Consider the following 25,798-nt stretch of genomic DNA (forward strand, 5'->3'; position numbering starts at 1 on the left):
CGCGATATTTAATATTGGAATATCATAAAAAAACGAAAAGTAATTAAAAAAAGTATGAAGAAATCATTACTAATTAAATTCGTGGTTATGATCTTAGTCTTTGCGGGAACGTTCTCTACAGCAATGGCTCAGGTTACCACATCAACAATGACAGGTAGTGTCCGCGACGCTAAGGGATCTTTACCTGGTGCGAGCGTTAAAGCAATACACGTCCCTACAGGTACGTCTTATTCAGTATCTACGAATGGTGATGGTCGCTTTAGCATGAGTAACATGCGTCCAGGTGGACCTTACACAGTAGAGATCAACTTCGTTGGTTTTCAAAAAGAAAAAGTAACTGATATTTATTTAAAACTAGGAGATCCTTATGCGCTTAATGTAGTTCTTAGTGACGATAGTAAAGTGCTTAATGAAGTTGTAGTTTCAGGTAAAAAAGATGCTACTATGAACAGTAAGAGAACGGGTGCTTCTACAACTGTATCTAAAGAGCAGATTCAAAACCTACCTACTTTAAGCCGTAGCCTTCAGGATTTCACAAGATTAACGCCACAGGCAAACGGTAACTCCTTTTCAGGTTCAAGTACCCGTTATAACAGCATCAACATTGATGGTGCTATGAATAACGATATTTTTGGCCTTGCGGGTTCTCCTGCACCAGGTGGTTTAGCTAAAACTCAACCAATTTCATTAGATGCGGTACAAGAGATTCAGGTGGTATTGGCTCCTTATGATGTAAGTTACGGTAACTTTACTGGAGGTGGTATCAATGCAATTACAAGATCAGGTACGAATACGGTTGAAGGATCTGCCTATTTTTTTGGAAGAAACCAGAAGTTAGTTGGTAAAAATGCAGCCGGAGAAAAAGCATCAGATTTTCATAGACTACAATATGGTGTTCGCGTTGGAGCCCCAATCGTAAAAGATAAGTTGTTTTTATTCGTTAACGCTGAGCAGACAAGAGATAAAGTTCCTACAACTTACAACGTTGGTGATGCAGGTTCTATTCTTTCTGCTACTGATGCACAGACATTAGGTGATTATGTAAAGAGCAAGTATGGTTATGATTTTGGAAGCGCTGGACAAATTAACCAGGAAACTAAAAGTGACAAAATCTTTGCTCGTTTAGACTGGAATATAGGAAGTAAAAACCAATTGACTTTGCGTCACAATTACATTAAAGCTTCTGATGATAACTTAAGCAGAAGTGCTTCTTTCTTCCGTTTAGAAAACAATGGATATAAATTTAATAACACTCAAAACATTAGTGTTTTAGAATTGAGAACACAATTCAATTCCAATCTTTCCAATAACTTAATCGTTGGCTATTCAAGAATCAGAGATTCACGTGCTACAAGTGGTAATTTATTTCCACAGGTAGAAATCATGAACTGGGATGGAAAAGCCGGAAATACGGTACAATTCGGTTCAGAAAGAAGTTCTACGGCAAATACTTTAGATCAGGATATTTTCGAGTTTACAGATAACCTGAAGCTATTAGCTGGTAACCATACTTTCACGTTGGGAACCCATAATGAATTCTTTAAATTCAGCAATCTGTTTGTGAACAACTACAGAGGCCGTTATCGTTTCGATAATTTACAGGATTTCTATGCTAATAAACCAAAAAACATTGATGTAACTTATCCATCAGTTGCTGGTACTGTACCTGCCGCTGCTTTCAAAGCTGCCCAATTGGGTTTCTATTTCCAGGATGAGATTCAGGTGGATCCTACCTTCAGATTGACTGCCGGCTTAAGAGTAGATGTACCTTTGTTCTTTGATAAACCAGCTGATAACCCTGCTGTTTCTGCTTCTTTCCCAGGTTACGGAACGAGTAAATTGCCAAGTGGGCAAATCTTAGTTTCTCCTCGTATTGGTTTTAACTGGGACTTAACAGGTGATAGAACAATTCAATTGCGTGGTGGTACCGGATTATTTACTGGTCGTGCGCCATTTGTTTGGTTCTCTAATCAATATGGAAACACAGGATTAGATTATAAATCTATTTCATTATCTAATGCAGCAGCTAACAATGCAGGTTTTCAACCTGATCCGGAAAAACAATCTACCGTTGGTAATGCAGGTAATACTTATCAGGTTAACTTAATGAGCTCTAACTTCAGAATTCCTCAGGTATTCCGTAGTAATCTTGCTGCCGATTTCAAATTGCCAGCTGGAATCGTAGGTACTTTAGAAGGTATCTATTCAAAAACAATCAATAACGTTCTTTACAGAAACCTTAATGTGCAAGATAGAGGCGTACCTATTAGTGCTGCATTGACTAATGGTGCTGATGGACGTACTACTTATAACAACAGGGTTAACTCAACTTATACCGGTGCTTATTTATTAGAGAATACCAGCAAAGGATCTTCTTACAGTTTAACTGCTGAATTGAAGAAAAACTTTAGCAGTGGTTTATTCGCGACCGTAGCTTATAACTATGGTAAATCCAGAGATGTGAATTCAGGTGCAAACAGTACTGCTCAATCTAACTGGGAGTTCGTTCAAATCGTGAACAATCCAAACAATCCGGATTTAGTATATTCAAATCAGGATGTACGTCATAGAATCATTGGAAGTTTATCTTATGGATTTAACTACGGTAAAGGTGGAGCAAGCGGTACAACCTTCTCTGTATTTTACGCAGGTAGCTCAGGTACTCCATTCACCTACCTTTACAATGGTGACTTAAATAATGATGGTGCTTTTGGTAACGATTTATTATTTGTTCCAAGAACAATGAAAGACATTAATCTGGTTAAATTAGACATTAAAGATGCCAAAGGGGTTGTAGTAAAGAGCTTCACTCCTGAACAACAATGGGAAGCTTTAAATAACTACATTGGTAATGATCCTTATCTTAAAACTATCAGAGGTCAGTATGCAGAAAGAAATGGTGCACGTTTACCTTGGCAACATCAGGTTGATTTAAGAATCATGCAAGATATTGGAACAATGATTGGAACAACCAAAAATCGTTTACAACTATCTTTTGATGTATTTAACTTTACCAACCTATTGAACAAAAAATGGGGACGTCAATACTTCTATAGTAACCAGGCATATCAGTTAATTAAATATGAATCTGGATTAAAAGGCTTTACCTACTCTCCTGAGACACCAGCAAATACTTCATCTGAATCTTTTGATTCAAGATGGCAAGGGCAGGTTGGTATCAGATACTTATTTAACTAATACCAATTCAATACCACATAAAAAATCCCCGTTTCTGATAAAGGAACGGGGATTTTTTATGTGGTGTATTTCGGACTATTCCTTAATCACCATCATCCAGCCTTTTCCTTTCGGCACAGTAATTTCTTCCTGATCCTTAAAGCTGGCAGCGGGTTGGAAGTTCTTAACTTCCGACGCAGTGATTGTCGCTTTAGCCGGGTCAATGCCCAAAGCTTTCCAGTCGATGTTCAACTTAATTTTAACATCCTCATTTGCCCAGCTGGCCAGGGCTACCAAAACACTTTTCTCTTTTCTGTAAATGGTCACAGGTACGTTTGCATTATTGCTCTTCACCGGGTTATTTTCCACCCAGTAGCCAATCATTTTGCTGCCCTGCATGCCAAAGTTGTCCCATGCTTTCCAGATCGGGCGGGGATCAGCACCATCACTCCATGGCATCCTGTTCGTCATCCCATAAACCATCCCTCTCCAGGCATTTCCGCCATCTTGTAACATTTCGCCCATCAGTCCAAAAGGTATCCCTGAAACTTCCGTAAGGAAGAAATCCGGACTGTTTTTATCATAGTAAAAATACTCTCCGAACCACAGTCGGTTCAGGTAGGGGAAGTGCTCCATATAAAGGTTGGCGCTATTGTTAAAACCATCACTCTTATTGTATTGATTGGCCGAGTGCAGGTCAATAATTCCAGGATGACCAGCTGTTGTTAAGACCCTTTTTATCCGTTTCATGGTGGTCCGGTCGAAGGCGACATCATCCAGATAGATGCCATCAATGCCTACATTTTTTACCAGCCAGTGCATGCCCTCCACGTAGTAATTGTGCCATCTGCTCATTCCGCTGTTTACTACCGCTGCATCCTTAATTTCCGGCACATACCAGGCGGCGATATAGTCTTCCCCCAGGTGTTCTTGCAACCAGGAATAACCTCCACCTTTTCCAGGAGAATAGATTTCATGACCAAGGCTTCGCAGCGGGAAGGTCTCGTAGGCACTGTTAGACAGTTCACGTACCGTATTGTAGATTTTCACTTTCAGCCCTTTCAAATGTGCCTCATTGATGTAAGATTTCATCTCTTTATGTGCAATGAAAGGATAATTGATGAACGGATTGATCGGGGTAGCATGATGGATATTGATCAGGTTAGCTCCGGTTGCTTTGATCGTATCCAGGTTCTCATATTTATGATAAAACCTGTTGCTCCATTGAAAATCGGTATTGATCGGATGGAAAGGCGTAATAAGTAAGGTGAAATTGTAATACAAAGTATCTCCCTTTTTCATCGTCCTTGCGCCGCTGTAATTGTCGGACAGGATCGCTTTTCCTTTTTTAAATACCTGGATTCCGCCTTTGCCCTCATTTCCCCAGGAAGAGGGAAGGATCAATGGTTTCTGCAGGTAGAAATTCGTATTCAGCGGACGGACATAATGTTGATCTCTTAGGGAATACTGTAAACCGGCATTCACATCTCCGATCCATGCGCCGTCCTGATTTTTGTTGGCTACATCCCATTTCCATTTCAAAGTATCCGGTCTGTTGCCTCCTTTAAGTCCTAAGCCCATCATGTATTTTGATGCCGCTTCGGTAAATGGAATGTGTAGCCGGACGTCATCCAGACTGATGTCCTGTTGCGCGATCAGCTGAACGGTGTAAGAAAGAAACCCGTCGAATTCAACAGCACCATTTACCTGCATCGTTAACTTATCGGAAGTATTGATGGTATTCCACTGTACCGTTCCCGGTTGCTTTTCTGTAAAGTTTACCGGACCGTTTTTCCAGCTGATGTCCTTATGGTCGGTACCGGTCACATGAAAGTGAATCGGTTCGGTCAGGATGTCTTTTGCTGTAGCTGATAATTCCGTCATTTCCGGGGTAAAGAACGTCTGGATCTGTGCAGGTAAACCATCTTTGTTTAGAGAGATTTGTCTGCCCAGCAAGGAGATCGTCTGCTCTTTTACCACTAAAGGAATGTAAGGCGCGATGACCTCATTCTTTTGTGCCAGGGTAGAGTTTAACCAGGTTAGCCGGGTTTGTTTCCAGGGCTCGTTAATTCCGCCTTCTACGGCAAGCTGATTGCTCAGTTGCAGGCTGATTTGAATAGTCGTCTTCGCTTCGCCTTTGGCGGAAACCGTAGCTGTTCCGGTATAGGTTCCTGCGGATGCGTCTTTTGGTAGGTTGGCCAGTACCCAAAGCGCCTGAATCTTACCTTTAGCAACATTTACGGTTTTATGTAAGGGAAGGGTATTCCAGTTTGTTCCATCGGTGTTCAGACAGGAAAGCAGACTGGCAGGGATGCGTCCTCCGGTTTTACTTTTAAGGTCGGTAAACTTAATTTCAACATGGTTGATGTCCTTTTTAACCGCATAAATTCCAAGCTGAAAAGCAAAGTTTTCGCCTCTTGCTGCAGTTGCCGAAAAGCTGTTTTTTAAGCCTTTTAGCATCCAGCGCTGCGGCAGGTCTGCGGTCATCTTTATTGGATTCAGACGGTCTTCAGGAAAAACAAAGTAAGATTTATCCGGATGCTGTTTGATCAGGTTGCTGGTTTCTTGTGCTGTTGCAATAACCTCCATAGGGTAATTGCTGTTCATCGCGTTTACCGATTGAATTTCCTGCACTTTCACCGGGGCGATTTTGTCTGTTGATGCCGGCCAGGTACTATTGTTAGTCACCGATCTTTTTAGATAGCCCGCGTTAGGGTAATTGGAACGGCCATCTACTTTATATGGCATATAATAAACGTAGTAAGTTCCGGCTCCGGAAGTAGGTTCAAAATAAATGGTTCCCTGCTCCCTGTTGATATCGGCAACTTTTACATGGGCGATTCTCTGATTGCTTTTGGCATCCACTACCCAGAGTTCTTTTTGTTCCGGCTGAAGGTCCCTTCTTCTCCATGGGATGACTGCTTTAGCAACCTTCCCGGCACTGCTGACATTAAGGACCACACGATGATTGCCCAGAGCGTCGGGGTTCCAGGCATCATTTCCATTGGTGTATTTTAATTCCTGGGCAGTAGCACTACCGCCAAGAAAGATTAAAACAAATGGTACAAGGTATTTTTTCATACGAACGGTTGTGTTGATTTATATTTAAAATTAGCAGTTATTTACCCTGCCGCTGAAAATAAATCAACGCAATCGTTTGTGTAAAGGCTATGCGATGGCTTGCCTTACTTCAAAGCCTTTAAATTCAGGTATTGTTTTGCCGAATCACAGAGCGCGGTAAAAGCTCCTGCCATCATAATGAGATCTTTAATCACCAATCTGCCTCTCGCAGAAAGTAAAGGAAAACCATGGTCTGGATCTCCTAAAGCAGGAACCCAGGAATCCTTAGTGGTTAGGAGAAAAGATAAGGTGACAACAGACATGATCATCACGAGGAAAGCCCCAATCATTCCGATTCCGGGATGGTATTTGTTCGCCAGCAACAAGAAACCAAGAACTACGAGAACGCTGCCCAATCCATAGGAAAAAAGATACGTATGGTTCGCTTCATGCCAGGCAATCTTGTCGGCATTGGCTTCTCCTTCTTTCTGCATATGTGTCTTGTAATCCTCAGGATGTGCGTAAAAGAAAGACATCAAAGGAGAATTGGCCACAAAGGGCACAATACCTTCGGCCTCATAATTGTAGACTTTTAAACCGCCAATCCAGATCAGGACTATGGCAATAGAAATGCGGATCAGACGAATGCTTAAAGTAGATAAACCAGCAAGGGATTGGGCTAAGGAAGATAATTTGTTGGACATAATTTGGTTGTTATCCTGCAAAATTACCACCTGTCTCCGGCTGCTGCCATGGACAATAAAGGATATCAGATGGACAAATCAGCCATAATGGAAATTCCTGTTTTCTCGCGGAAGGTTTGCGGAGAGACTTTTGTCAGCTTTTTAAAGAAGCGGCTGAAATAATATTCGTCTTCAAAATTAAGCGAATAAGCGATTTCTTTAATGCTTTGCCGACTCAGGTGGAGCTTCTTTTTAGCTTCTAATACCACACGTTCCTGAATCAGCCGGGAAGGAGATTTACCGAAATAACGGTTGCAGCGTTTGGCAAGTGCATTGGGGCTGAGGTGGAGCAAAGCGGCATAATCAGCCGGCTTACGCATCCGGAGGAAGTTGGCTTCCAGTGCAGTTTTAAAATCTTCCAGCAGGGAATCATTCTTTGGAAGTTTAGTAGGCATGGACTTTAACTTGACCTGGCTCGCCTTCGCGAGGTACAACTGTAAATACGCGGTAAGAACGGCTTCGTTAGGTTCCTGCGTGGAAAGTTCTGCATCCAGCTGGGTCATTAGCGTTGAAAATGAAACAGACTCTTCCGGCAGTAAGACAATCGAGGGCTCGAGAAAGATGTTGTTAAACAGCAGTCCATTACAAGCCACCTCGGCCTTATGGTATTCTATGCAATAAAAATCACCGTGAAACTGGAGCATCTGTACCTTCGATAAGGGAGCTTCCTTAAAATGAATGGTTTGATAGGGAGTGGCAAAAAAGATGACTGGTCCTTCAAATGAGAAGTTTCCAAAGTCTGCCTGAAAAACACCTTTTCCTTCCTTAACAAACAAAATGGTATAACGTGAATATTGACTGGGATGCACCAATAGCCCCGCCTCTGTTTCCTGAAGGGATAACATACCATCTCCGGAGCTGGAGGGATATTTTTTAACGACAAGGCTGACCATCATTTCAAATTTAGAATTAATCATACATTTAAGGCGGGAAACACCTAAAATATCTTAAAACATGACTCAGAACAGCATTAGTGATTACATCCATGAATTATTTCCTCAATTTGAACCTGCATTAAAGGAAAAACTAATCGCACATGTAGCCATGAAAAGCTTTAAAGCCGGGGAGTTATTGATGCAAACAGGACAGTATTTCAGGTCCACCGTCCTGATCGTAAAAGGAAGAGTAAAACTCTACCGGGAGGGAACGGATGGCAACGAATTTTTTATGTATTACCTCCAGCCAGGAGATGCATGTGCCCTTTCTATGATATGCGCTGCAAAACAGGAATCGAGCAAAATCATGGGAAAAGCAATAGAGGACAGCACGATTTTAATGGTTCCCATTGCCCTGATGGACGAGTTAATGAAATTGTATCCCAGCTGGTATTACTTTGTGATGGAAACGTACCGCTCCAGATTTGAAGAACTATTGCTGGTGATCGATGGCATTGCCTTTAAGGGATTAGATGAGCGTTTGGGCTTTTACCTTAAAAAACAAGGCGAGCACCTGAGCACTAAACAACTGAATTTAACCCATCAGGAAATTGCTGCTGATCTGAACTCTTCCAGAGAAGTGATTTCCAGGTTACTGAAAAAGATGGAACAAAGAGGCGAAATCCGCTTGTACAGAAATTATATAGAATTGTTAAACTGATGTCCGGTGACAAAAGTCACCTGATGTCAGCGGAAGATTCTACATCTTTGTCCTAAGCTTATTATTTAATGTTATTTATGGAAGTTGTTGCATACCTGGCCTCAGCGCTGATTGGTATTTCTTTGGGATTGGTAGGAGGAGGTGGGTCGATTCTGACCGTTCCGGTGTTGGTTTATCTTTTTGGAATCCCTCCTTTGCTGTCTACCTCTTACTCTTTATTCATCGTAGGATGTACCAGTCTGGTTGGTGCCTGGCAGAATTATCGAAATGGGCTGGTTCAGGTGAAAACCGCTTTCCTGTTCGGAATCAGCTCGATCAGTACGGTATGGCTGACGCGGAAGTTTCTGATTCCGGCAATCCCTCAGCATATCGCCACATTCGACCATTTTGAGTTGACGGAAAGAATGCTGATGATGGTGTTGTTTGCCATTTTGATGCTGACAGCAGCGATTGCCATGATCAGAAATGGTAAGAGCGGGGAAGTTTGTAACAAGGCAGAACCACCATTGAACTTGCCTAAATTGCTGTTTTATGGGGTAGGAATCGGTTTAACAACCGGATTGCTGGGCGCCGGAGGTGGATTTCTGCTGATTCCAACCCTGGTGGTATTGGTAGGCCTTCCGATGAAAGAAGCGATTGGTACCTCTCTTTTTATCATCGCACTCAATTCGTTAATTGGTTTTTCCGGCGACTTAGGCCATTTCGAGATCGACTGGTTCTTTTTGCTAAAGATCACCGCAATCGCAGTGATAGGAATTTTTGTCGGAGGTAAAATGAGCGCGAAAGTAGATAGTAAAAAGCTAAAAACCGGCTTCGGTTGGTTTGTATTATTAATGGGGACTTATATCCTCCTAAAAGAAATTCTTTAACATCATGATAGACTTCATCAAACAACCCTGGCCATGGTATTTCTCAGGTTTTATGATCGTACTGATCATGCTTATGCTGATTTTCTGGGGAAAATCATTCGGCTTCTCCTCCAATTTAAGAACCATTTGCAGCATGGCGGGTGCAGGAAAGAAAGTGAAATTCTTTGATTTCAACTGGAAAGCGCAGCAATGGAACCTGTTGTTTTTATTGGGCTCCATCATTGGGGGCTGGATCTCGGCCCAGTTCCTGAGCAATCCAAATGAGCTGCAGTTGTCGGCGAATACGGTTGCGGAGCTGAAAGACCTTGGCATCCACTTTAACGGGTCGCTTAACCCTGAGGAATTGTTTTCCCTTGCTGCATTGTCCAGTCCAAAGACCTGGTTGTTATTGTTGTCGGGCGGAATTCTGGTTGGATTCGGTTCCAGATATGCAGGTGGCTGTACCTCGGGACATGCGATTTCCGGCTTGTCGAACCTGCAGCTTCCTTCCCTCATCGCGGTAGTTGGCTTTTTTATCGGCGGATTACTGATGACCTGGCTGATTCTTCCTTTTATCCTGTAAACATAAACCTGTAATTATAAATCTGCAGCACATGAAATCAATAAAATATATCCTTGCCGGAATCCTTTTTGGCATTGTCATGATCAAATCGGAAGCGGTATCCTGGTTCCGGATTTACGAGATGTTCCGGTTCCAGTCTTTTCAAATGTATGGCATCATCGGAACAGCAGTTGTTCTGGGTGCGATCTCGGTATTTCTGATTAAAAAAATGAACTGGAAAGATGCTTCACACCTTCCGATTGTATTCAAAGATAAGGAACGTCCTTATACAAAATACCTGATCGGCGGAACGATCTTTGGTCTGGGATGGGCTTTAACCGGTGCCTGTCCGGGGCCAATGTTTGTGAACCTGGGTTATGGCTATCTAACAATGGCGATCGTCATTATAGGTGCGCTCCTGGGAACTTTTCTTTATGGACTGATCAAAGATAAATTGCCACATTAAACAATGTGTGACTTTCATCACTAAAAAAGTAGTCCACAATGCCCAAATTTGTAAGGACAAAGGGTTTTACGTTAAAAACAACAAAGATGATTATAGAACAATTTAAAGATGAATTTTTAGCCCATTACAGCTATGCAATAGTCAGCGAATGTGAACAAAAGATCATACTGATCGATCCTTCCCGTAATCCGGAACCTTATTATGAGTTTGCTAAGAAATTCGAAGCAGAGATCATTGGCGTCATAGAAACGCATCCTCATGCTGATTTTGTGAGCAGTCATTTGCAGATCCACCAGGATACGGGAGCCACGATATATGCACACAGTTTAACGGGTGTATCTTATCCATTTACGCCTTTTGATGAAGGTGATGAGATCAGTTTCGGTAAAATAAAATTGAAAAGCCTGCACACTCCTGGACATTCTCCGGACAGTATTTCCATTGTCCTGGAGCATGATGGCCGCGATAAAGCGGTGTTCACGGGCGATACCTTGTTTATCGGGGATTGCGGTAGACCGGATTTAAGGGAATCAGTAGGGAACCTGCAGGCGAAAAGAGAAGAGCTGGCCCGAAAAATGTACCACTCGCTGAGGAATAAATTGATGAAATTAGCGGATGAGGTATTGGTTTATCCGGCACATGGTTCAGGAACCTTGTGCGGTAAAGCATTGAGTACTGCAAACTTGAGTACGATAGGGGCAGAGAAGCTAAGCAACTGGTCTTTGCAGGAAATGAAGGAAGATGACTTTGTACAGGAGCTCATCGCTGATCAGCCATTCATTCCTAAATATTTCGGCTTTGATGTAGACCTGAACCGTAAAGGTGCTGCTGCGTTTAACCCGCAGATGGAAAAAGTGAAGGTTTTAAATCACCCGGATGCGGAAGTGCTTCAGGCAGCTATTTTAGTGGTGGATGCCCGTCCCGAAAACATTTTTAAGGAAGGACATTTACCGGGAGCAATCAACATTGTCTATGGCAAGAAATTTGAAACCTGGCTGGGAAGTATTGTCAGACCGGGGGAGAAATTTTACCTGACGGCTGCCGACCAGGAACAGTTAACCGAACTGATCCGGAGAACAGCAAGCATTGGTTATGAAGATTTTATCGAAGCTGCATTTGTAACCTATACAGGAGATGTGATCATGCCGGTAATGCCTTTGGAATATTTTATCAGCAATCCGGATGATTTTACCGTCATTGATGTCAGAAATGAAAATGAGGTGAAAAAGAAAACCATCTTTGCAGATTCACTGAACATTCCGCTTGGAGAATTAAGGGAGCGCATCAAAGAAGTTCCGGCAGGAAAGCCGATTGTGGTACACTGTGCCGGAGGAAGCAGAAGTGCCGCCGGAAGCAGCATCATTGCTGCGGAACTGGGTGCAGAAATTCCGGTCTATGATTTAGGGGGAGCGGTTCGCGATTTTAATGCATCAGAAAAATAACATCCATCAGTATCAGATCATGGCAGTTCCCCGAAATAAAGAAGAGCTTTTAAGCGCAATCCGGACAACCTATCAGAAGTTAAAAGTAGATCTGGCAGGCATCTCAGAAGATCAGGCACAAGTGCCCGAACTGGAAGGGCATGCGAAAGATACCAAAATGACAGTGGTCAACCTGTTGTCTTACCTCTGTGGATGGGCAGAACTGGTCTTGAAATGGCAGGAACGAAAGGAGCTTGCTTTGCCGGTAGATTTTCCGGAAACCGGATATAAATGGAATGAGCTGGGGAAACTGGCGCAGAAATTCTATAAAGATTATGAGGGGGACAGCCTGGAAACGATTAGCGGGAAACTGGAGCAGGCCGTACAGCGGATCTTGTCTGTAGTGGAAGGAAAAAGTAATGAGGCACTTTATGGTATTGCCTGGTATGACAAATGGACGATGGGGAGGATGATCCAGTTTAACACTTCCTCCCCATATACCAATGCCAGAGGGCGCATCCGTAAATGGAAAAAGGAAATGAAGCTAATGTGATTAGTGCTCAGTGTTTTGTATAGGACTTAACAATTTGATTACATTGGCTTTTTAAAGCTTTTACAGAAAATTTAATTAATATTGAGCGGAATCTTCAAAAAATGGGGGCTGATTCCGAAGTATGACCTTGTACACGACTTTAACCGATCATGAATTAGTTGCATTTCTGAAGGATGGTGACAAAACTGCTTTTACCGAAATTTACAATCGATATAAGGGCTTATTGTATATTCACGCCTATAACAGGCTGAGAAATCAACAGGAAGCAGACGATGTGGTTCATGAGCTTTTCGCTTCTCTCTGGACCAAAAGAGAAGACCTTTTTTTAAAAACACACCTCTCCGGATACCTTTATCAGGCGATCCGAAACAGAATCATTGATGTGATTTCCCATAAAAAAGTAGAATCAGCATACATGGTGTCCCTTCAGCATTTTATTGACCATAGCGAAGCGGTTACCGATCACCTGGTGAGAGAAAATGAATTGAGCGCCCTGATCGAAAAAGAGATCAGTGCTCTACCGGCCAAGATGAGGGAGGTTTTCGAATTGAGCAGAAAAGCAAACCTTTCTCATAAAGAAATCGCAGGTAAACTGGAACTGTCCGAAATGACGGTTAAAAAACACATCAACAATGCGTTGAAGATCCTTAGAAGCAAGTTCGGCCTGATCAGTTTTCTGCTTTATCTCGGACATCATTAAATTATTGAAAATATTTTCATTTTCTTTTACGCCCTAAGCCTGAGCTAACCGTCTATACCTTAATTAGCGGATAAAGCTCATGGAGGCAAAAGAATTACTAGAGAAATACAGGACAGGAAATTGTACAGATGCAGAAAAAGCAATTGTAGAAACATGGTATCTGAAGTTTGAACAGGAGGAGGGCAATTTGCTTTCCGGTACTCAAATCACTGAGGCTACTGACCGGATCTGGAATCGGATGCCGATTCATGAGGTGGAAGAGATAAAACCAGTTAGGCGCAACCTTTGGCCGGCAATTGGGACCGCTGCGGCAGTCGTATTGTTAGGCGCTCTGGCTTTGTATTTCTTCAACCCTTCCCCTTTAAATCCTTCAAAGGAACAGTTGTCGAACATAAATCCGGCAACGGAACAAGTGATTCTTCCAGGTGGCAATAAGGCGGTATTGACGCTTGCCGATGGCAAACAAATTACGCTTGATGAAGCCGGAAATGGTAAGCTGGCAGAGCAGTCTGGCATCACAATTACCAAAACTAAAGACGGCCAGCTGGTGTATACGGTTTCCCCCTCAGCGGTTGCGGCTAAAGGACCGGCCATGAATATGATCGCTACGCCTAAAGGCGGACAATATCAGGTTAACCTGCCCGATGGAACAAAAGTATGGCTCAATGCAGCCTCTTCACTACGCTATCCTGCGGCATTTACTGCCGGGGTCCGTCAGGTCAGTTTAACGGGAGAAGCGTATTTTGAAGTGGCTAAAGTACGCTCTGAAATGCCTTTTAAAGTGTCAACGGCCACGCAAACGGTAGAAGTGCTGGGGACTCATTTTAACATCAATTCCTATACGGATGAGCCTGCTGTAAAAACGACTTTACTGGAAGGTGCGGTTAAAGTGATCAGCCCTGCAACAGCGGTAAAAGAATTGATCTTAAAACCGGGGCAGCAATCGGCATTACGTGGAGCGCAGCTGAATGTTGCTGAAGTGAATGAAGAAGAAGTCATCGCCTGGAAAAATGGCATGTTCAGGTTCAGAGATGCAGACCTGCAAACGGTCATGAGATCTGTTGCCAGATGGTATGATGTACAGGTGAATTATGAAGGCACATTGCCGGTAAGACAATTCTCCGGGGAAATCCATCGCAACGTCAACTTATCGGAAGTACTGGACATCCTGAGCTTCTTTAAAGTCCATTTCAGAGTAGACGGAAAGACCATCACCGTCACAAAATAGACCAACTTATAAATACCAAACCATACTCACCAAACAAACAAAAAAAGAAATGGAAAGAAAACTACGAAAAGACTGATCCCAGGTCAGGGTAATTCAACAAAAAGCGGTGTTTCCTAAAGGAACCATCTGCCCATAAAAAAACCGCAGAAGTGTTCGAGCACAACTGCGGAATATCTGAGTTAACCCTTCCCGGAAAATCCGGGACAAAACAATCTTGCGAACTATTTACTGTATTAACCCAAACATTACAAAAGTATGAATTTTAATGCTATTACTACAGCTATGTCCAAGGCATGGCTCCCTCCTAAATTGCTACTTATTATGAAGTTGACTTCCATCTTGTTGTTCCTGGCCCTGATGCAGGCCAGTGCAAAAGGATACAGCCAAATCAGCCTGAAGGAAAAAAATGCGCCTTTAGAAAGGATTTTGGAATCCATTAAAAGACAAACCGGATATGTCTTTTTTTACGACAATAATGATATCCGCCAGACCAGGATTTCTATCGAAGTAAGAAATGCCTCATTGGAATCGGTTTTAAACGAATGTTCAAAGGTCCTTCCGCTAACTTTTAAGGTCGTTGGAAATAATGTCTTGCTAAAAAGAAAAGAGCTGGACCTGATCAAATCTGAAGGAATCGCCCTGGCAATGGTGTTAAAAGGGAAGGTCATCGATGAGACGGGATTGCCGCTTCCAGGGGTGAGCATCCAGCTGCATGCGGAAGGTTTTAAACAAGGCACGCAGACAAACTCAGCCGGAGAATATGCTTTTAATCTTTCAAAAGCAGGTAAATATCAGCTGACGGCTACGTTTATCGGCTATGAAAAACAGATCGCTGTTGTGGAGGTTTCAAAAGGGGATGTATTGAAGAACATTACTTTAGTCCCTTCTAATCAGGATCTTGCTGAAGTAATGGTCGTTGCTTATGGCACACAGACTAAAGCTTCCTTTACAGGATCTGCAAAGACACTGAAATCTGATGTTTTGAATGGTAGCCCAAGGGCGAGTATTCAGGAGACTTTGCAGGGAAATGTAGCGGGTTTGGTTTCTTCAAATGGTTCAGGACAACCAGGTGCGGTTCCTAATGTAAGGATCCGTGGTATTGGTTCGGTAACTGCCGGAAGTGGTCCGCTATATGTAGTGGATGGAATTCCTTTGGAATCCGGACAAATCAATAGCCTGAACAATTTCGATGTCGAAACGGTAACGGTTTTAAAAGATGCTTCTGCAGCTTCGATCTATGGATCAAGAGCGGCAAATGGGGTGATCTTAATTACCACTAAAGGAGGTGTCTCGGGTAAAACTGTGATTACAGCTTCTGCGCAGACAGGGGCAAATAGTGTGACGAATATCAAAGGACATAAACCTTTGAATACGACTGAAATGCTGGAGCTGTTAAAAGAAGGTTGGGTTAATAAACCAAAAGACAATGACCTTGCGCTTTATGAGAAGGAATTGAAGGACAATGCGATAGATCCGACCATAAATACAGATTGGTTTGACCTGTTGACAAGAACAGGAAACCATACGCAACTGGACCTTTCGGCAAGTGGAGGTACGGAGAAAACTAAGTTTTATGTTTCCGGAAGTCATTATATTGCTAAGGCTGCACTATTGGGCAGTGAATTTACCAGAAGTACAGGAAACTTAAGACTGAGCAATCAGGCCACAGAAAACCTTTCATTTAACGGTGGGATTCAAATCAACTATCGCCATACCGAAGGTCAGGCTGATGGGGGAACATTTGGAAACCCTGTTCGTATGTATACCATTTATCAACCTTGGTTAAGGGCATATAATGATGATGGCACTTATGATTTCAGTTACTTTAACCGCTACAATCCGATGGCGCAGGTACTGGAAAGTTTTGACAAGAGAGATTCTTATGGAATGCTGGGTAATTTCCTTGCAAAATATCAGATTATTCCTTCTTTGTCTGTCGAAAACCAATCGAATATCAGCTTTGGCTATGATGAACGTCTGGAATATAATAAATCCGGTGTGGGTACTTCACGTACAGATGGTGGAAGAGCAACATCTTCAACAGCCCGTGCAACGAACTGGGTAAATACCACGATCCTTCGTTTCAATGAGACTTTTGGAGAATTCGGACTTAAAACTTATCTGGGTTATGAGGCGCAAAAAGTAGTGAACGTAGGTAATAACCTGACTAAAAAGAATTTCCTGCCAAATACTTACACATTGGACAATGCCTCGATTTTATCTGATGGAGGATCTTTCGGTACAGACAATGCGCTGAATTCCGTGTTTTTAAATGCTTCGGTAGATTATCAGTCTAAATATTATTTAAGTGCTTCTGCACGTCGTGATGGTTCTTCGCGATTTGGTTCTGAAAAAAGATGGGGTAATTTCTGGTCTGTAGGTGCCTCATGGAACCTGAGCAGAGAAAACTTTATGACAGGGCAAGACGTGATTTCTGATCTGCGTTTGAGAACGAGTTATGGCGTTAACGGAAACCAGGATGTTGATAATTTTGTTTCCCGCGCACTATATAGTAGCTCAAGTTATGACAATGCCCCTGGTCTGGTTTTCTCTAATTATGGAAATAACCTGCTAACCTGGGAGAAAAATAAGCCTTTTAATATCGCCATGGATTTTGGTGTGCTGAACAACAGGCTGACAGGTACTTTCGAATATTATACACGTGCAACTTCAGATTTGTTATTGAACAGACCAATCTCGGCCACAAACGGATTGAAAAGCTATATGGATAATATTGGTGCCATGAAGAATACAGGACTGGAACTCGAACTGAGCAGCATCAACTTTAAGCCTGAAGATAATGGTTTCGGATGGACGACCAATTTTAACATCTCTACGATGAATAATAAGGTGACCAAATTGGGCAGTCCTATTATCTCAGGCGTATACAACCGTTTTGAAGGTGGTGATTTCTACCAGTTGTATATGGTGGGTTATGCTGGTGTTGATCCTGCTAATGGAGAAGCTTTGTGGTATACTGATGGTACGAAATCAAAAACAACGAATGATTATGGTTCTGCCAGCCCCTTCAATCAGGGAAGCGCATTGCCTGATTTCTTTGGTGGTTTAACAAATACGTTTACCTATAAAGGTTTCTCACTGAGCTTCCAGCTGAACTTTAACTTCGGAAACAAGGTGTACGACAATTATGGAGCAACGAGTGCTTCTGATGGTTCAGGTGGTTTTGCACCTACCACAAAGATGACGCGTTATGCTTATGAAAACAGGTGGCGTAATGCTGGCGACATGACCGATCAGCCTAAAATGGTCTTCAATGGAACGCAGTCCGGCGGTTCGGGGCAAACTTCTTCCCGTTTCCTTTATAATGGTGATTATATCCGCCTTCGCGATGTCTCTCTTGGTTATCAGTTGCCAATGAGCTGGATCAAACATGCGAAACTTTCGAGCGCCAGGATTTATTTCAGAGCAAACAACTTGTATACGTATATCAAGGACAAACGCATTAGCTTCGATCCTGAGGTAGGAATAGATGGTCTTGCGGATAAAAATGTACCGGTTTATAAAACGGCACTCCTGGGTCTTGATCTTAAATTTTAAATAGCTAAGCAGAAAACGATGAAACATTCATATAAAATATTACCACTACTGATGGTGGCTTTGTCCTTTGGCTCTTGTAAAAAGGAATTTCTTGAAATTAATCCGCAACAACAAACCGCAGTAGATTTGGTCGTGATTGATTTACCAACGACAAAAGCTGCGGTAATGGGCACTTATGGACTCTTGCAAAGTGCCGATTATTATGGCCGTACATTTACCGTGTTGCCGGATCTGATCGCTGATAATATGTACATCAGCAGGAAGAACTCCAAAAGATATATCACCTATGATCAGTACATCACCACTACCAATGATGGCAGTGCTTCAGGTGCCTGGGAAAAGGGATACCAGACGGTGGTAAATAGTAATATCATTATTGCTAAAGGAGAACAATTGGTGGTTCCTGAGACTCAGGTGGCAGAAATGAAGCACCTGATCGGTGAAGCGTATACGTTAAGGGCATTGGCACACTTTGATTTGCTGCGTTTATTTGCAGCACCCTATCATGCAACAGCTGATGCAAGTCACCTTGGGGTCCCGGTAGTGATCAAAAGCGGAACGAGTAAGGAAGATGTGATCTCTCCTAAACGGAATACCGTGAAAGAAGGGTATAAGCAGATTGTAGCTGATTTGCAAAAAGCGATCAGCATACTTCCGGTAGTGCCAGTAGGATTTACGGCGTCAAACAGAGGGCATATCAGCCATTATGCGGCAAAAGCTCTTCTTGCAAGAGTCTATTTGTATATGGGCGATTGGGTAAATGCAGAAGCAATGGCAACGGATGTAATTGCAGGTAATAAGTATACGATGTTGAGTAATGCCAGTTACGTAACAGGTGCTACCAATTTCAGAACGCAAAACAATGCGGAAGCGATTTTTGAAGTCCAGTATACAGCAACAAATAACCTGGCACAGAATGCTTTGTCGAGCTTTCTTTTACAGGGCGCAAGTTATGGCGATGGTCTGGCTACAGATGAGTTGTACAACTTATATAAGAGTACTGATGTGCGCAGAGGTTTTATGGCGAAAAGTAAAAGAAGTGGTAGCGGAGGGGAAGATCCTGCTTTCGTGATCACGAAGTACAATAACATCTCTACTTATGAAGAAGGGGTAAAAGTAATTCGCCTATCGGAAGTCTACCTGATCCGCGCAGAAGCGAGAGCCAAACAAGGTGGAAAAGATGAACTCGCAGCAGCGGATTTAGATGTGGTGGCAAAACGTGCAGATGCAACAGCAGTAACAACTACTGCAACCGGACAGGATTTACAAGACCTGATCCTTGTTGAAAACCGTAAGGAATTTGCCTTTGAAGGACATCGTTTGTTCGACCTTACCCGTCATAAATTGGCTTTTACGAAATACCGTACAGGTGGACTGACCATTCCGGTTCCTAATACTTCATTAAGGACTGTTCTGCCGATCCCTTTGTCGGAAATGAATGCAAACCCGAATATGGAGCAAAATGAAGGCTATAAAACTGTAAAATAACCAAAGATATGAATTTACTGACGATGGTATTGCCGCTTCTGATCAATGGCCTTGTATTTCAGGCTGATCCTAAGGAAGAAAAGAAAAGGAATGAAAATGACGGACCTTATGTATCGTATCAGAAGGATCAGATCGTCGTCAGAAATATTGTATTGGAAGATACCATAAGGAGGGTAAAGGTGGAGACCTTTACCCTTAAAAAGAAATCTGCTGTTCCATTAAAGGTACAGTTCTCGGATCATCCGGAATGGGATTTCTCTGTGAAAATGCAGGCGAGCCTTAAAAATGAACCTTCAGAATTTAAACAACCGGATAATTTACTGGCACTTTCAGATATTGAAGGAGAGTTTGAGGCTTTCAGAAAGCTGTTGCTGGCCAATAAGGTCATTGATGAGCAATACAACTGGACCTTTGGTAAAGGACATCTGGTGATCTGCGGTGACCTGTTTGACCGTGGTAAGGAAGTATCGGCCACGATCTGGCTGCTCTATAAACTAGAGCAGGATGCGAAAGCAAAAGGAGGATACCTGCATACGATTCTTGGAAATCACGACATCATGAACCTGAGTGGTGACCTCCGTTATGTGAAACCGAAATATTTTGAAAATGCAAAGCTGATGGGCCTGGATTATAAAGCATTGTATGGCCCGGATACCGAGCTCGGACGCTGGTTAAGGAGTAAAAACCTGATTGAAAAGATTGGTGACAACCTTTGTATGCATGCGGGAGTCGCCCCGGTGATCAATACCCTGGCGATGGAACTTCAGGAAATCAATGCCAGATGCCGGCCGTATTATGATAAAGCAAAAGATAAAAAACTTTTTACAGATACCATCGTGAGAACATTCTTTGATGGCACGCGTTATTCCTTATTCTGGTACCGGGGGTATTTTGTAGAACCGAAAGCTACGGAAGCTGAAGTGGAGCAAACGCTTGCGTTGTATCAGGTGAAAACGATTATCGTTGGTCATACGATTACGGAATCCAATGTAGGTTTTTATTACAAGGGAAAAGTCCTGGGAATAGATGTCGACCAACACAACGGAAAACATGAGGGGGCATTATTTGAAAATAAAACCTGGTATAAGGTCAATACGACAGGAAATAAGATCCCTTTACCGAAAGAATAAAGCCTCAGCTTAATGAGGATAACAACTCCTTTTTTACTTTAATTATTGATTTAATTATTGTATTATAGAAATAAAAATGTTATTTTTAATGTAACAAATGAAAGGAAAACCGAATCTGTACGTTCTCCTACATAATCTTCAGCAGCTCTTCTATAAAAAGGGTTGCTGATTTTTTTCTAAATGCTCCCTTCTGCCACATGATGAATGCCTCCTTATGCAACTCCTTTCCGATGATTGGAATGGCAACGAGGTTTTTCCAGCCACTAATGGCTTTCTCGCTGATGATGGTGACCCAATTACCGGTGTCGACCAGCGAGAGTAAGGAATGGGTATCGTTCATTTCGATTTTGATGTTTGGAATAATGTTGTTCTTTTTAAAGATCTGATCGAGCATATCTCTGGAGCTAAAGCCCTTGTTGGCCAATACCATTTCCGTCTGTCCGAGGTCCTTCAATGAGATCTTCCCAAGCTTTGCCATAGGGTTATCCTTAGAAGTAACCATCTTAATTCTGGAGGTAAACAATAACTGCATGTCTAAGCCTTCATTGTCGGATTGTTCATGAAAAGCAAGGATGAAGTCCAGGTCTGCATTTTTTAACCTGACCTCGAGCTCGCCGGCAATACCGGATTCAATATGGAGCTTGATGCCTGGATATTTCCTGGAAAAAGGAGTGAGGAAGGGGAGCAGCAAGGAGCTGAAAGCATAAGTAACACCAATCCTGAGTTCGCCGTTGAGCAGGTTGTTCAATTCAAAGATGGCTTGTTTTGACTTTTTAACTTCGATTAAGATTTCCCTGGCATGGTTTAAAAATAATTTTCCTGCTTCGCTCAGCTGGACATGCTTCCCGATCCGGTCGAAGAGGGGCATCCCCAGTTCTTCTTCGAGCTGTTTGATCTGCTGTGATAAGGTAGATTGTGTGACAAAACATGCCGCCGCCGCATCGGTGAAATGGAGCAGCTCTGCTGCCTTAATGAAATAATTCAGTTGCCTAAATTCCATAAATCAATCGTTTAAACTAATTAATATCATTAAAACTATCAATTTTACAAATATATAGTTAATGCCGAAATTTGAGCCATCACATCAATAAATCTTATGGCATTATTCAGATCCCTCAAATCCCGCAACTTCAAACTGTTTTTTTATGGTCAATCTATTTCCCTGATCGGAACATGGATGCAGAAGACAGCGGTGAGCTGGCTGGTGTATCAGCTTACTGGATCTGCGTTATTATTGGGGGTAGTAGGATTTGTAAGCCTGATCCCTTCCTTATTGCTTTCTCCTTATGCAGGAAGCCTGGTCGACAGACATAACCGCTACCGGATCATGGTGATTACACAGATCGCATCGATGATGCAAGCGGGTACACTGGCAGGAATCATCTTTTTTGGATACCATAATATCTTATTGATCATCCTGCTGAGTCTGATCCAGGGGATCATTAATGCTTTTGACATGACCTGTCGCCAATCACTGATGGTGGAAATGGTGGATGATAAGGAAGACCTTCCAAATGCCATCGCACTAAATTCTACGATGGTGAACTTCGCCCGTATCGCCGGACCAGCAGTAGCAGGGATTATCCTGAGCGCCTTCGGTACCGATTTCTGTTTCATCGGGAACTTCCTGAGCTATATTCCTGTCCTGATCTGTTTGTTTATGATGAAACTCCAAATCACGGTAATGCCTAAATCTGAGAAAAGTATCTGGGCGGAGCTGGAAGAAGGGTTTAAATATGTATCCGGAGACAAAGACCTGAGCAGTATGATCCTGATCCTGGGCATGAGCAGCCTGTTCGTGATGCCTTTCAATACCTTGATGCCGATGTTCGCAAAAGACATCTTTAATGGGGATGCCAGGACTTTCAGCTGGTTTGAAAGTGCTGCAGGACTGGGCTCTATCGGGAGCGCAATATATTTGGCTAACCGCAAAAACAGCAATGGCCTGATCAAAATGGTGGCCATCGCAGGTGTGATTCTGGGTGGAAGTCTGCTGTTTCTGGCTTATGCACCGCAGTTGCCATTCGCTTTGTTCTTCATGACGCTGGCAGGGGTAGGTATGATGGCGCAGACTTCAGCGATCAATACTTATATACAAACACATTCCATTCCGGAGATGCGTGGCAGGGCGATCAGTTATTATGTGATGGCCTATCAGGGCATTATCCCGATAGGTAGCCTGCTGATCGGATGGGCAGCAAACCTGATTGGCCCCAGACCTGCCATCTTCATCGAAGGAACGATTGGCCTCACAGCAACAGTAGCTTTTATCATTTACAGGAGCAAATATTCCCAAAGAAAGACGGTTAGCTTATAAATCCTGCCCTATTACTGATCCCAATTCCTTAACTTTGGAATATCACTAACTAATTTATTATATTATGAAAAAAACAGTTTATCTGTTGCTGTGTGCATTGGTGTTTTCCTTTGCGAATACAGTTAAAGCAGATGAAGGGATGTGGCTCCCGATGCTGATAGGAAAGAACTATGAGCAAATGAAGAAACAAGGCTTTAAGCTAACAGCAAAAGACCTGTACAATGCAAATGGTTCCAGTCTGAAAGATGCCATCGTTCATTTTGGTGGTTTCTGTACCGGTGAGATCGTTTCTGATAAAGGGCTAATCTTTACGAATCACCACTGTGGTTATGATGCAATCGCTTCTAACTCTACCGCTCAAAACAACATTCTTGACAATGGTTTCTACGCAAAGAACTATGGTGAGGAAAAACCTATTGACGGCTTATTCGTTCGTTTCCTGCTAAAAATGGAAGATGTAACGGATAAAGTGGAAGCTGCAACCAAAGGATTGAAAGGTGCAGAGAAAGCTTCAAAAATGACCGAAGCATTTACTGCAATTGCTAAAGCTGCAATAACAGGCCCGACAATTGAAGCAAACGTGAAAGATTTTTATAAATCAAACCAGTTTATCCTGTTTGTTTATGAACGCTTTGATGATGTTCGTCTGGTAGGAGCACCTCCTCAAAACATTGGTAAATTTGGTGGCGATACGGACAACTGGGAATGGCCTCGTCAGACCGGTGATTTCTCTGTATTCAGAGTATATGCCGGTAAAGACAATAAACCCGTAAAATATAGCACGGAAAACGTTCCTTATGCACCTAAAAAATTCCTTCCGGTTTCAATCAAAGGAGTGAAAAATGGTGACTTCTCTATCGTTTATGGTTACCCTGGACGTACAGACAGATACCTGACTTCTTATGGTGTAGATCTGGCGACTGAAAAAGTAAGCCCTACGATCGTTAAGCTTCGTGATATCCGCCTGAAAGCCTGGAAACAGGAAATGGATAAAAGCGTAGATACACGCCTTAAATTGTCTTCACAGTACGCAAACATCGCGAATTACTGGAAATACTTTATCGGTCAGACAGAACAGTTGAAAAGACTTAAAGTTGCAGACTCGAAAAGAAAAGAAGAAAAAGCATTTACCGAATGGGCAGCTCAGAAAACTGAATTTGCCGGCCTGATGGATCAATATGCTCAAATCTATAAAGACATCGATCCGATCTCTGTACAACGTACTTACATCAATGAAGGCTTTATGGCTTCAGGATGGGTGCCAACTGCTATCGGTATCGGTCGCGCATGGTCTGCCATGGATCAGAAAAAAGGAGATGCTGCCTTCGCCGAAAAAGTGAAATCGGGAATCAACACGACCATCGCTGGTTACGAAGAAACTTATGTGGAAGCTGCGGATAAAAAGATCTTCGCTAAGATCCTTGCGGCTTTCTACAATGATGTCCCTACAAAATCACAGCCTAAATTCTTCGCGGAAATCGCAGAGAAATACTGGACAGGAAACCCGGAAACAACTTTCGAGAAGTACGCAGATTACCTATGGGAAAATAGTAATTTCATCAAACCGGAGAAACTGAAGAAATTCATCGCTTCAAACCCAAGTCTTGATGCCATCAAAGCAGATCCAGGATACAAATATGCCGTAAACCTGCTTCCTGCAGATTATGTAAAAGCAAACTTCGGCTCTTTAGTGGCTGATTTTGAAACAAAAAAAGCGGAATTGGATAACCTTTACCTGAAAGCAATCCTGGAGAAAAACGCCGGAAAAATCATGTATCCTGATGCAAACTCTACCATGAGGTTGTCGTACGGAAATGTACAGGACTATTCTCCAAAAGATGGGATGTCGTATAAAACAACGACCACAATCGAAGGAATCATGCAGAAATATGTTCCCGGAGATAGTGAGTTTGACCTTCCTGCAAACCTGATCGAAAACTACAATAAAAAGAACTTCGGCCAATATGGTAACGATGGTACTTTAACAGTAGGCTTTATTACCAATAATGACATTACTGGTGGTAACTCCGGTTCTCCTGTGATCAATGGTAACGGTGAACTGATCGGTCTTGCTTTCGATGGTAACTGGGAAGCAATGAGCGGTGATATCGCTTTTGATAAGAAATTTAAAAGAACAATCTGTGTGGATGTACGCTATGTATTGTGGTGTATTGATGTACTGGGTGGTGCTAAAAACATTATCGATGAATTGGATATCAGAAGAGATGGAGTAGCTCCTAAGAAAGCTGCTGCTGCTAAAAAGAAGTAAAAGTAAAAAAATATTCCTCTTTTCAGGCTCGGATCTTTGCTGAAGGGCAAATCTCCTAAGGCCTTCAAAGAGGAACAATTTTTTTAGGGAAAGAGAAATCCTGCTCCAAATTAAGGGTTTTGCAGGGTTTCAAATTATCCAGATCATTACTTATGACAAATGCCTCCTTTTTAGGGGGCATTTGTTGTTTTGAAGAAAAAATCCTGTTTCAGGTTACTGATTTGGATTGTTTTGTCTTAAAACTGCTTTGTTTTGCGCGCTGTCTGCAATTGTTTAACTTAGGTAGACAGACTAATCTATCTATTTATGAAAAAGATCTATTTATCACTGCTTATACTGCTTTGTGTTGGAATGAGTGCATGTAAACAGGAATTGTTAAAGGTTGATGTCGAAAAGACCTTTGTGGAGACTAATGTTAAGCCACCTGATAACCCAATGATGGGCAATAAGTTTATTCTAACCCTTCGGCCGGATGGAAAGGCTGGAATTCTGACTGGTGGCGATATCATGCGTCAGGGAACTTATAAAATCGACGGTTCTTCTCTGGTGGTAGAAGAAGAAAAAAACACTTATAAATTTGAAATTCTAAGTGCAACAGAACTGAAAAAAGTAGATAACGGTGCCATATTGAAACTGGAGTAAATAAAGCTTTTTTCCTATAAACAGAAAAAGGATTGAGCGT

At 42.4% G+C, this 25,798-nt stretch carries 19 protein-coding genes; 15 read left to right on the forward strand and 4 right to left on the reverse strand.

Annotation, left to right across the window (positions count from 1 at the left end):
• Positions 1-54 precede the first annotated feature (54 nt).
• Positions 55-3,198: a TonB-dependent receptor gene (locus tag AAFF35_RS06255; protein WP_342331543.1), complete on the forward strand. Its 3,144-nt coding sequence runs from the start codon at positions 55-57 to the stop codon at positions 3,196-3,198.
• A gap of 75 nt (positions 3,199-3,273) precedes the next feature.
• On the opposite strand, the gene AAFF35_RS06260 is transcribed toward AAFF35_RS06255, so the two are convergent.
• The 3 genes from AAFF35_RS06260 to AAFF35_RS06270 all read right to left on the reverse strand — a co-directional run bounded on the left by AAFF35_RS06260 (position 3,274) and on the right by AAFF35_RS06270 (position 7,897).
• Positions 3,274-6,258 (reverse strand): glycoside hydrolase domain-containing protein, encoded by a 2,985-nt coding sequence (locus tag AAFF35_RS06260; RefSeq protein WP_342331544.1) that lies wholly within the window; start codon positions 6,256-6,258, stop codon positions 3,274-3,276.
• Positions 6,259-6,362: 104 nt separating this feature from the next.
• Positions 6,363-6,941 carry a DUF417 family protein gene (locus AAFF35_RS06265; protein WP_342331545.1) on the reverse strand — a complete coding sequence of 193 codons (579 nt, stop codon included), beginning with the start codon at positions 6,939-6,941 and terminating at the stop codon, positions 6,363-6,365.
• Between the two features lie 65 nt (positions 6,942-7,006).
• On the reverse strand, positions 7,007-7,897 hold the full coding sequence (locus AAFF35_RS06270; RefSeq protein ID WP_342331546.1) for a helix-turn-helix domain-containing protein: 891 nt from the start codon (positions 7,895-7,897) through the stop codon (positions 7,007-7,009).
• Between the two features lie 37 nt (positions 7,898-7,934).
• Between AAFF35_RS06270 and AAFF35_RS06275 the strand changes: the two genes are divergently transcribed.
• The 11 genes from AAFF35_RS06275 (at position 7,935) to AAFF35_RS06325 (ending at position 20,530) form a co-directional block, all read left to right on the forward strand.
• Positions 7,935-8,576, forward strand: coding sequence for a Crp/Fnr family transcriptional regulator (locus tag AAFF35_RS06275; RefSeq protein WP_342331547.1), 642 nt, complete (start codon positions 7,935-7,937; stop codon positions 8,574-8,576).
• 77 nt (positions 8,577-8,653) lie between these two features.
• On the forward strand, positions 8,654-9,445 hold the full coding sequence (locus AAFF35_RS06280) for a sulfite exporter TauE/SafE family protein (protein WP_342331549.1): 792 nt from the start codon (positions 8,654-8,656) through the stop codon (positions 9,443-9,445).
• Positions 9,446-9,449: 4 nt separating this feature from the next.
• A complete protein-coding gene (locus AAFF35_RS06285) occupies positions 9,450-10,007 on the forward strand; it encodes a YeeE/YedE thiosulfate transporter family protein (protein ID WP_342331550.1) in 558 nt (185 codons plus the stop codon).
• 31 nt (positions 10,008-10,038) lie between these two features.
• Positions 10,039-10,452 (forward strand): DUF6691 family protein, encoded by a 414-nt coding sequence (locus tag AAFF35_RS06290; protein ID WP_342331551.1) that lies wholly within the window; start codon positions 10,039-10,041, stop codon positions 10,450-10,452.
• Positions 10,453-10,538: 86 nt separating this feature from the next.
• Positions 10,539-11,894, forward strand: a complete 1,356-nt coding sequence (locus tag AAFF35_RS06295; RefSeq protein WP_342331552.1) for a rhodanese-like domain-containing protein — start codon at positions 10,539-10,541, stop codon at positions 11,892-11,894.
• Positions 11,878-12,426 carry a ClbS/DfsB family four-helix bundle protein gene (locus tag AAFF35_RS06300; RefSeq protein WP_342331553.1) on the forward strand — a complete coding sequence of 183 codons (549 nt, stop codon included), beginning with the start codon at positions 11,878-11,880 and terminating at the stop codon, positions 12,424-12,426. The genes AAFF35_RS06295 and AAFF35_RS06300 overlap by 17 nt, the downstream gene beginning before the upstream one ends.
• Positions 12,427-12,547: 121 nt before the next feature.
• Positions 12,548-13,126 carry an RNA polymerase sigma-70 factor gene (locus AAFF35_RS06305; RefSeq protein ID WP_342331554.1) on the forward strand — a complete coding sequence of 193 codons (579 nt, stop codon included), beginning with the start codon at positions 12,548-12,550 and terminating at the stop codon, positions 13,124-13,126.
• Positions 13,127-13,205: 79 nt separating this feature from the next.
• Positions 13,206-14,354: a FecR domain-containing protein gene (locus AAFF35_RS06310; protein WP_342331555.1), complete on the forward strand. Its 1,149-nt coding sequence runs from the start codon at positions 13,206-13,208 to the stop codon at positions 14,352-14,354.
• A 321-nt stretch (positions 14,355-14,675) separates the two neighbouring features.
• Positions 14,676-17,912 (forward strand): SusC/RagA family TonB-linked outer membrane protein, encoded by a 3,237-nt coding sequence (locus AAFF35_RS06315; protein ID WP_342331556.1) that lies wholly within the window; start codon positions 14,676-14,678, stop codon positions 17,910-17,912.
• 18 nt (positions 17,913-17,930) lie between these two features.
• Positions 17,931-19,400 (forward strand): RagB/SusD family nutrient uptake outer membrane protein, encoded by a 1,470-nt coding sequence (locus AAFF35_RS06320; RefSeq protein ID WP_342331557.1) that lies wholly within the window; start codon positions 17,931-17,933, stop codon positions 19,398-19,400.
• A gap of 8 nt (positions 19,401-19,408) precedes the next feature.
• Positions 19,409-20,530: a metallophosphoesterase gene (locus tag AAFF35_RS06325; RefSeq protein ID WP_342331558.1), complete on the forward strand. Its 1,122-nt coding sequence runs from the start codon at positions 19,409-19,411 to the stop codon at positions 20,528-20,530.
• Between the two features lie 127 nt (positions 20,531-20,657).
• Here the strand turns inward: AAFF35_RS06325 and AAFF35_RS06330 are convergent, their stop codons facing one another.
• Complete coding sequence (locus tag AAFF35_RS06330) at positions 20,658-21,530, reverse strand: LysR substrate-binding domain-containing protein (RefSeq protein ID WP_342331559.1); 873 nt, start codon at positions 21,528-21,530, stop codon at positions 20,658-20,660.
• A 96-nt stretch (positions 21,531-21,626) separates the two neighbouring features.
• Here AAFF35_RS06330 and AAFF35_RS06335 point away from each other — a divergent pair, with 96 nt between their 5' ends.
• From AAFF35_RS06335 to AAFF35_RS06345, 3 genes are all read left to right on the forward strand, one after another.
• Positions 21,627-22,847 (forward strand): MFS transporter, encoded by a 1,221-nt coding sequence (locus AAFF35_RS06335; RefSeq protein WP_342331560.1) that lies wholly within the window; start codon positions 21,627-21,629, stop codon positions 22,845-22,847.
• Positions 22,848-22,911: 64 nt separating this feature from the next.
• Positions 22,912-25,116 carry a S46 family peptidase gene (locus AAFF35_RS06340; protein WP_342331561.1) on the forward strand — a complete coding sequence of 735 codons (2,205 nt, stop codon included), beginning with the start codon at positions 22,912-22,914 and terminating at the stop codon, positions 25,114-25,116.
• A 306-nt stretch (positions 25,117-25,422) separates the two neighbouring features.
• Entirely contained in the window at positions 25,423-25,758 is a 336-nt protein-coding gene (locus AAFF35_RS06345) for a hypothetical protein (protein ID WP_342331562.1), read from the forward strand.
• The last annotated feature ends 40 nt before the right edge of the window (positions 25,759-25,798 follow it).

This window comes from Pedobacter sp. FW305-3-2-15-E-R2A2 (assembly GCF_038446955.1).
Lineage (GTDB): Bacteria > Bacteroidota > Bacteroidia > Sphingobacteriales > Sphingobacteriaceae > Pedobacter.

Coding starts and splice junctions, on each gene's coding strand:
- AAFF35_RS06255 (WP_342331543.1), top strand. CDS start 55: ATGAAGAAATCATTACTAATTAAATTCGTGGTTATGATCTTAGTCTTT.
- AAFF35_RS06260 (WP_342331544.1), bottom strand. CDS start 6,258: ATGAAAAAATACCTTGTACCATTTGTTTTAATCTTTCTTGGCGGTAGT.
- AAFF35_RS06265 (WP_342331545.1), bottom strand. CDS start 6,941: ATGTCCAACAAATTATCTTCCTTAGCCCAATCCCTTGCTGGTTTATCT.
- AAFF35_RS06270 (WP_342331546.1), bottom strand. CDS start 7,897: ATGATTAATTCTAAATTTGAAATGATGGTCAGCCTTGTCGTTAAAAAA.
- AAFF35_RS06275 (WP_342331547.1), top strand. CDS start 7,935: ATGACTCAGAACAGCATTAGTGATTACATCCATGAATTATTTCCTCAA.
- AAFF35_RS06280 (WP_342331549.1), top strand. CDS start 8,654: ATGGAAGTTGTTGCATACCTGGCCTCAGCGCTGATTGGTATTTCTTTG.
- AAFF35_RS06285 (WP_342331550.1), top strand. CDS start 9,450: ATGATAGACTTCATCAAACAACCCTGGCCATGGTATTTCTCAGGTTTT.
- AAFF35_RS06290 (WP_342331551.1), top strand. CDS start 10,039: ATGAAATCAATAAAATATATCCTTGCCGGAATCCTTTTTGGCATTGTC.
- AAFF35_RS06295 (WP_342331552.1), top strand. CDS start 10,539: ATGATTATAGAACAATTTAAAGATGAATTTTTAGCCCATTACAGCTAT.
- AAFF35_RS06300 (WP_342331553.1), top strand. CDS start 11,878: ATGCATCAGAAAAATAACATCCATCAGTATCAGATCATGGCAGTTCCC.
- AAFF35_RS06305 (WP_342331554.1), top strand. CDS start 12,548: ATGACCTTGTACACGACTTTAACCGATCATGAATTAGTTGCATTTCTG.
- AAFF35_RS06310 (WP_342331555.1), top strand. CDS start 13,206: ATGGAGGCAAAAGAATTACTAGAGAAATACAGGACAGGAAATTGTACA.
- AAFF35_RS06315 (WP_342331556.1), top strand. CDS start 14,676: ATGAAGTTGACTTCCATCTTGTTGTTCCTGGCCCTGATGCAGGCCAGT.
- AAFF35_RS06320 (WP_342331557.1), top strand. CDS start 17,931: ATGAAACATTCATATAAAATATTACCACTACTGATGGTGGCTTTGTCC.
- AAFF35_RS06325 (WP_342331558.1), top strand. CDS start 19,409: ATGAATTTACTGACGATGGTATTGCCGCTTCTGATCAATGGCCTTGTA.
- AAFF35_RS06330 (WP_342331559.1), bottom strand. CDS start 21,530: ATGGAATTTAGGCAACTGAATTATTTCATTAAGGCAGCAGAGCTGCTC.
- AAFF35_RS06335 (WP_342331560.1), top strand. CDS start 21,627: ATGGCATTATTCAGATCCCTCAAATCCCGCAACTTCAAACTGTTTTTT.
- AAFF35_RS06340 (WP_342331561.1), top strand. CDS start 22,912: ATGAAAAAAACAGTTTATCTGTTGCTGTGTGCATTGGTGTTTTCCTTT.
- AAFF35_RS06345 (WP_342331562.1), top strand. CDS start 25,423: ATGAAAAAGATCTATTTATCACTGCTTATACTGCTTTGTGTTGGAATG.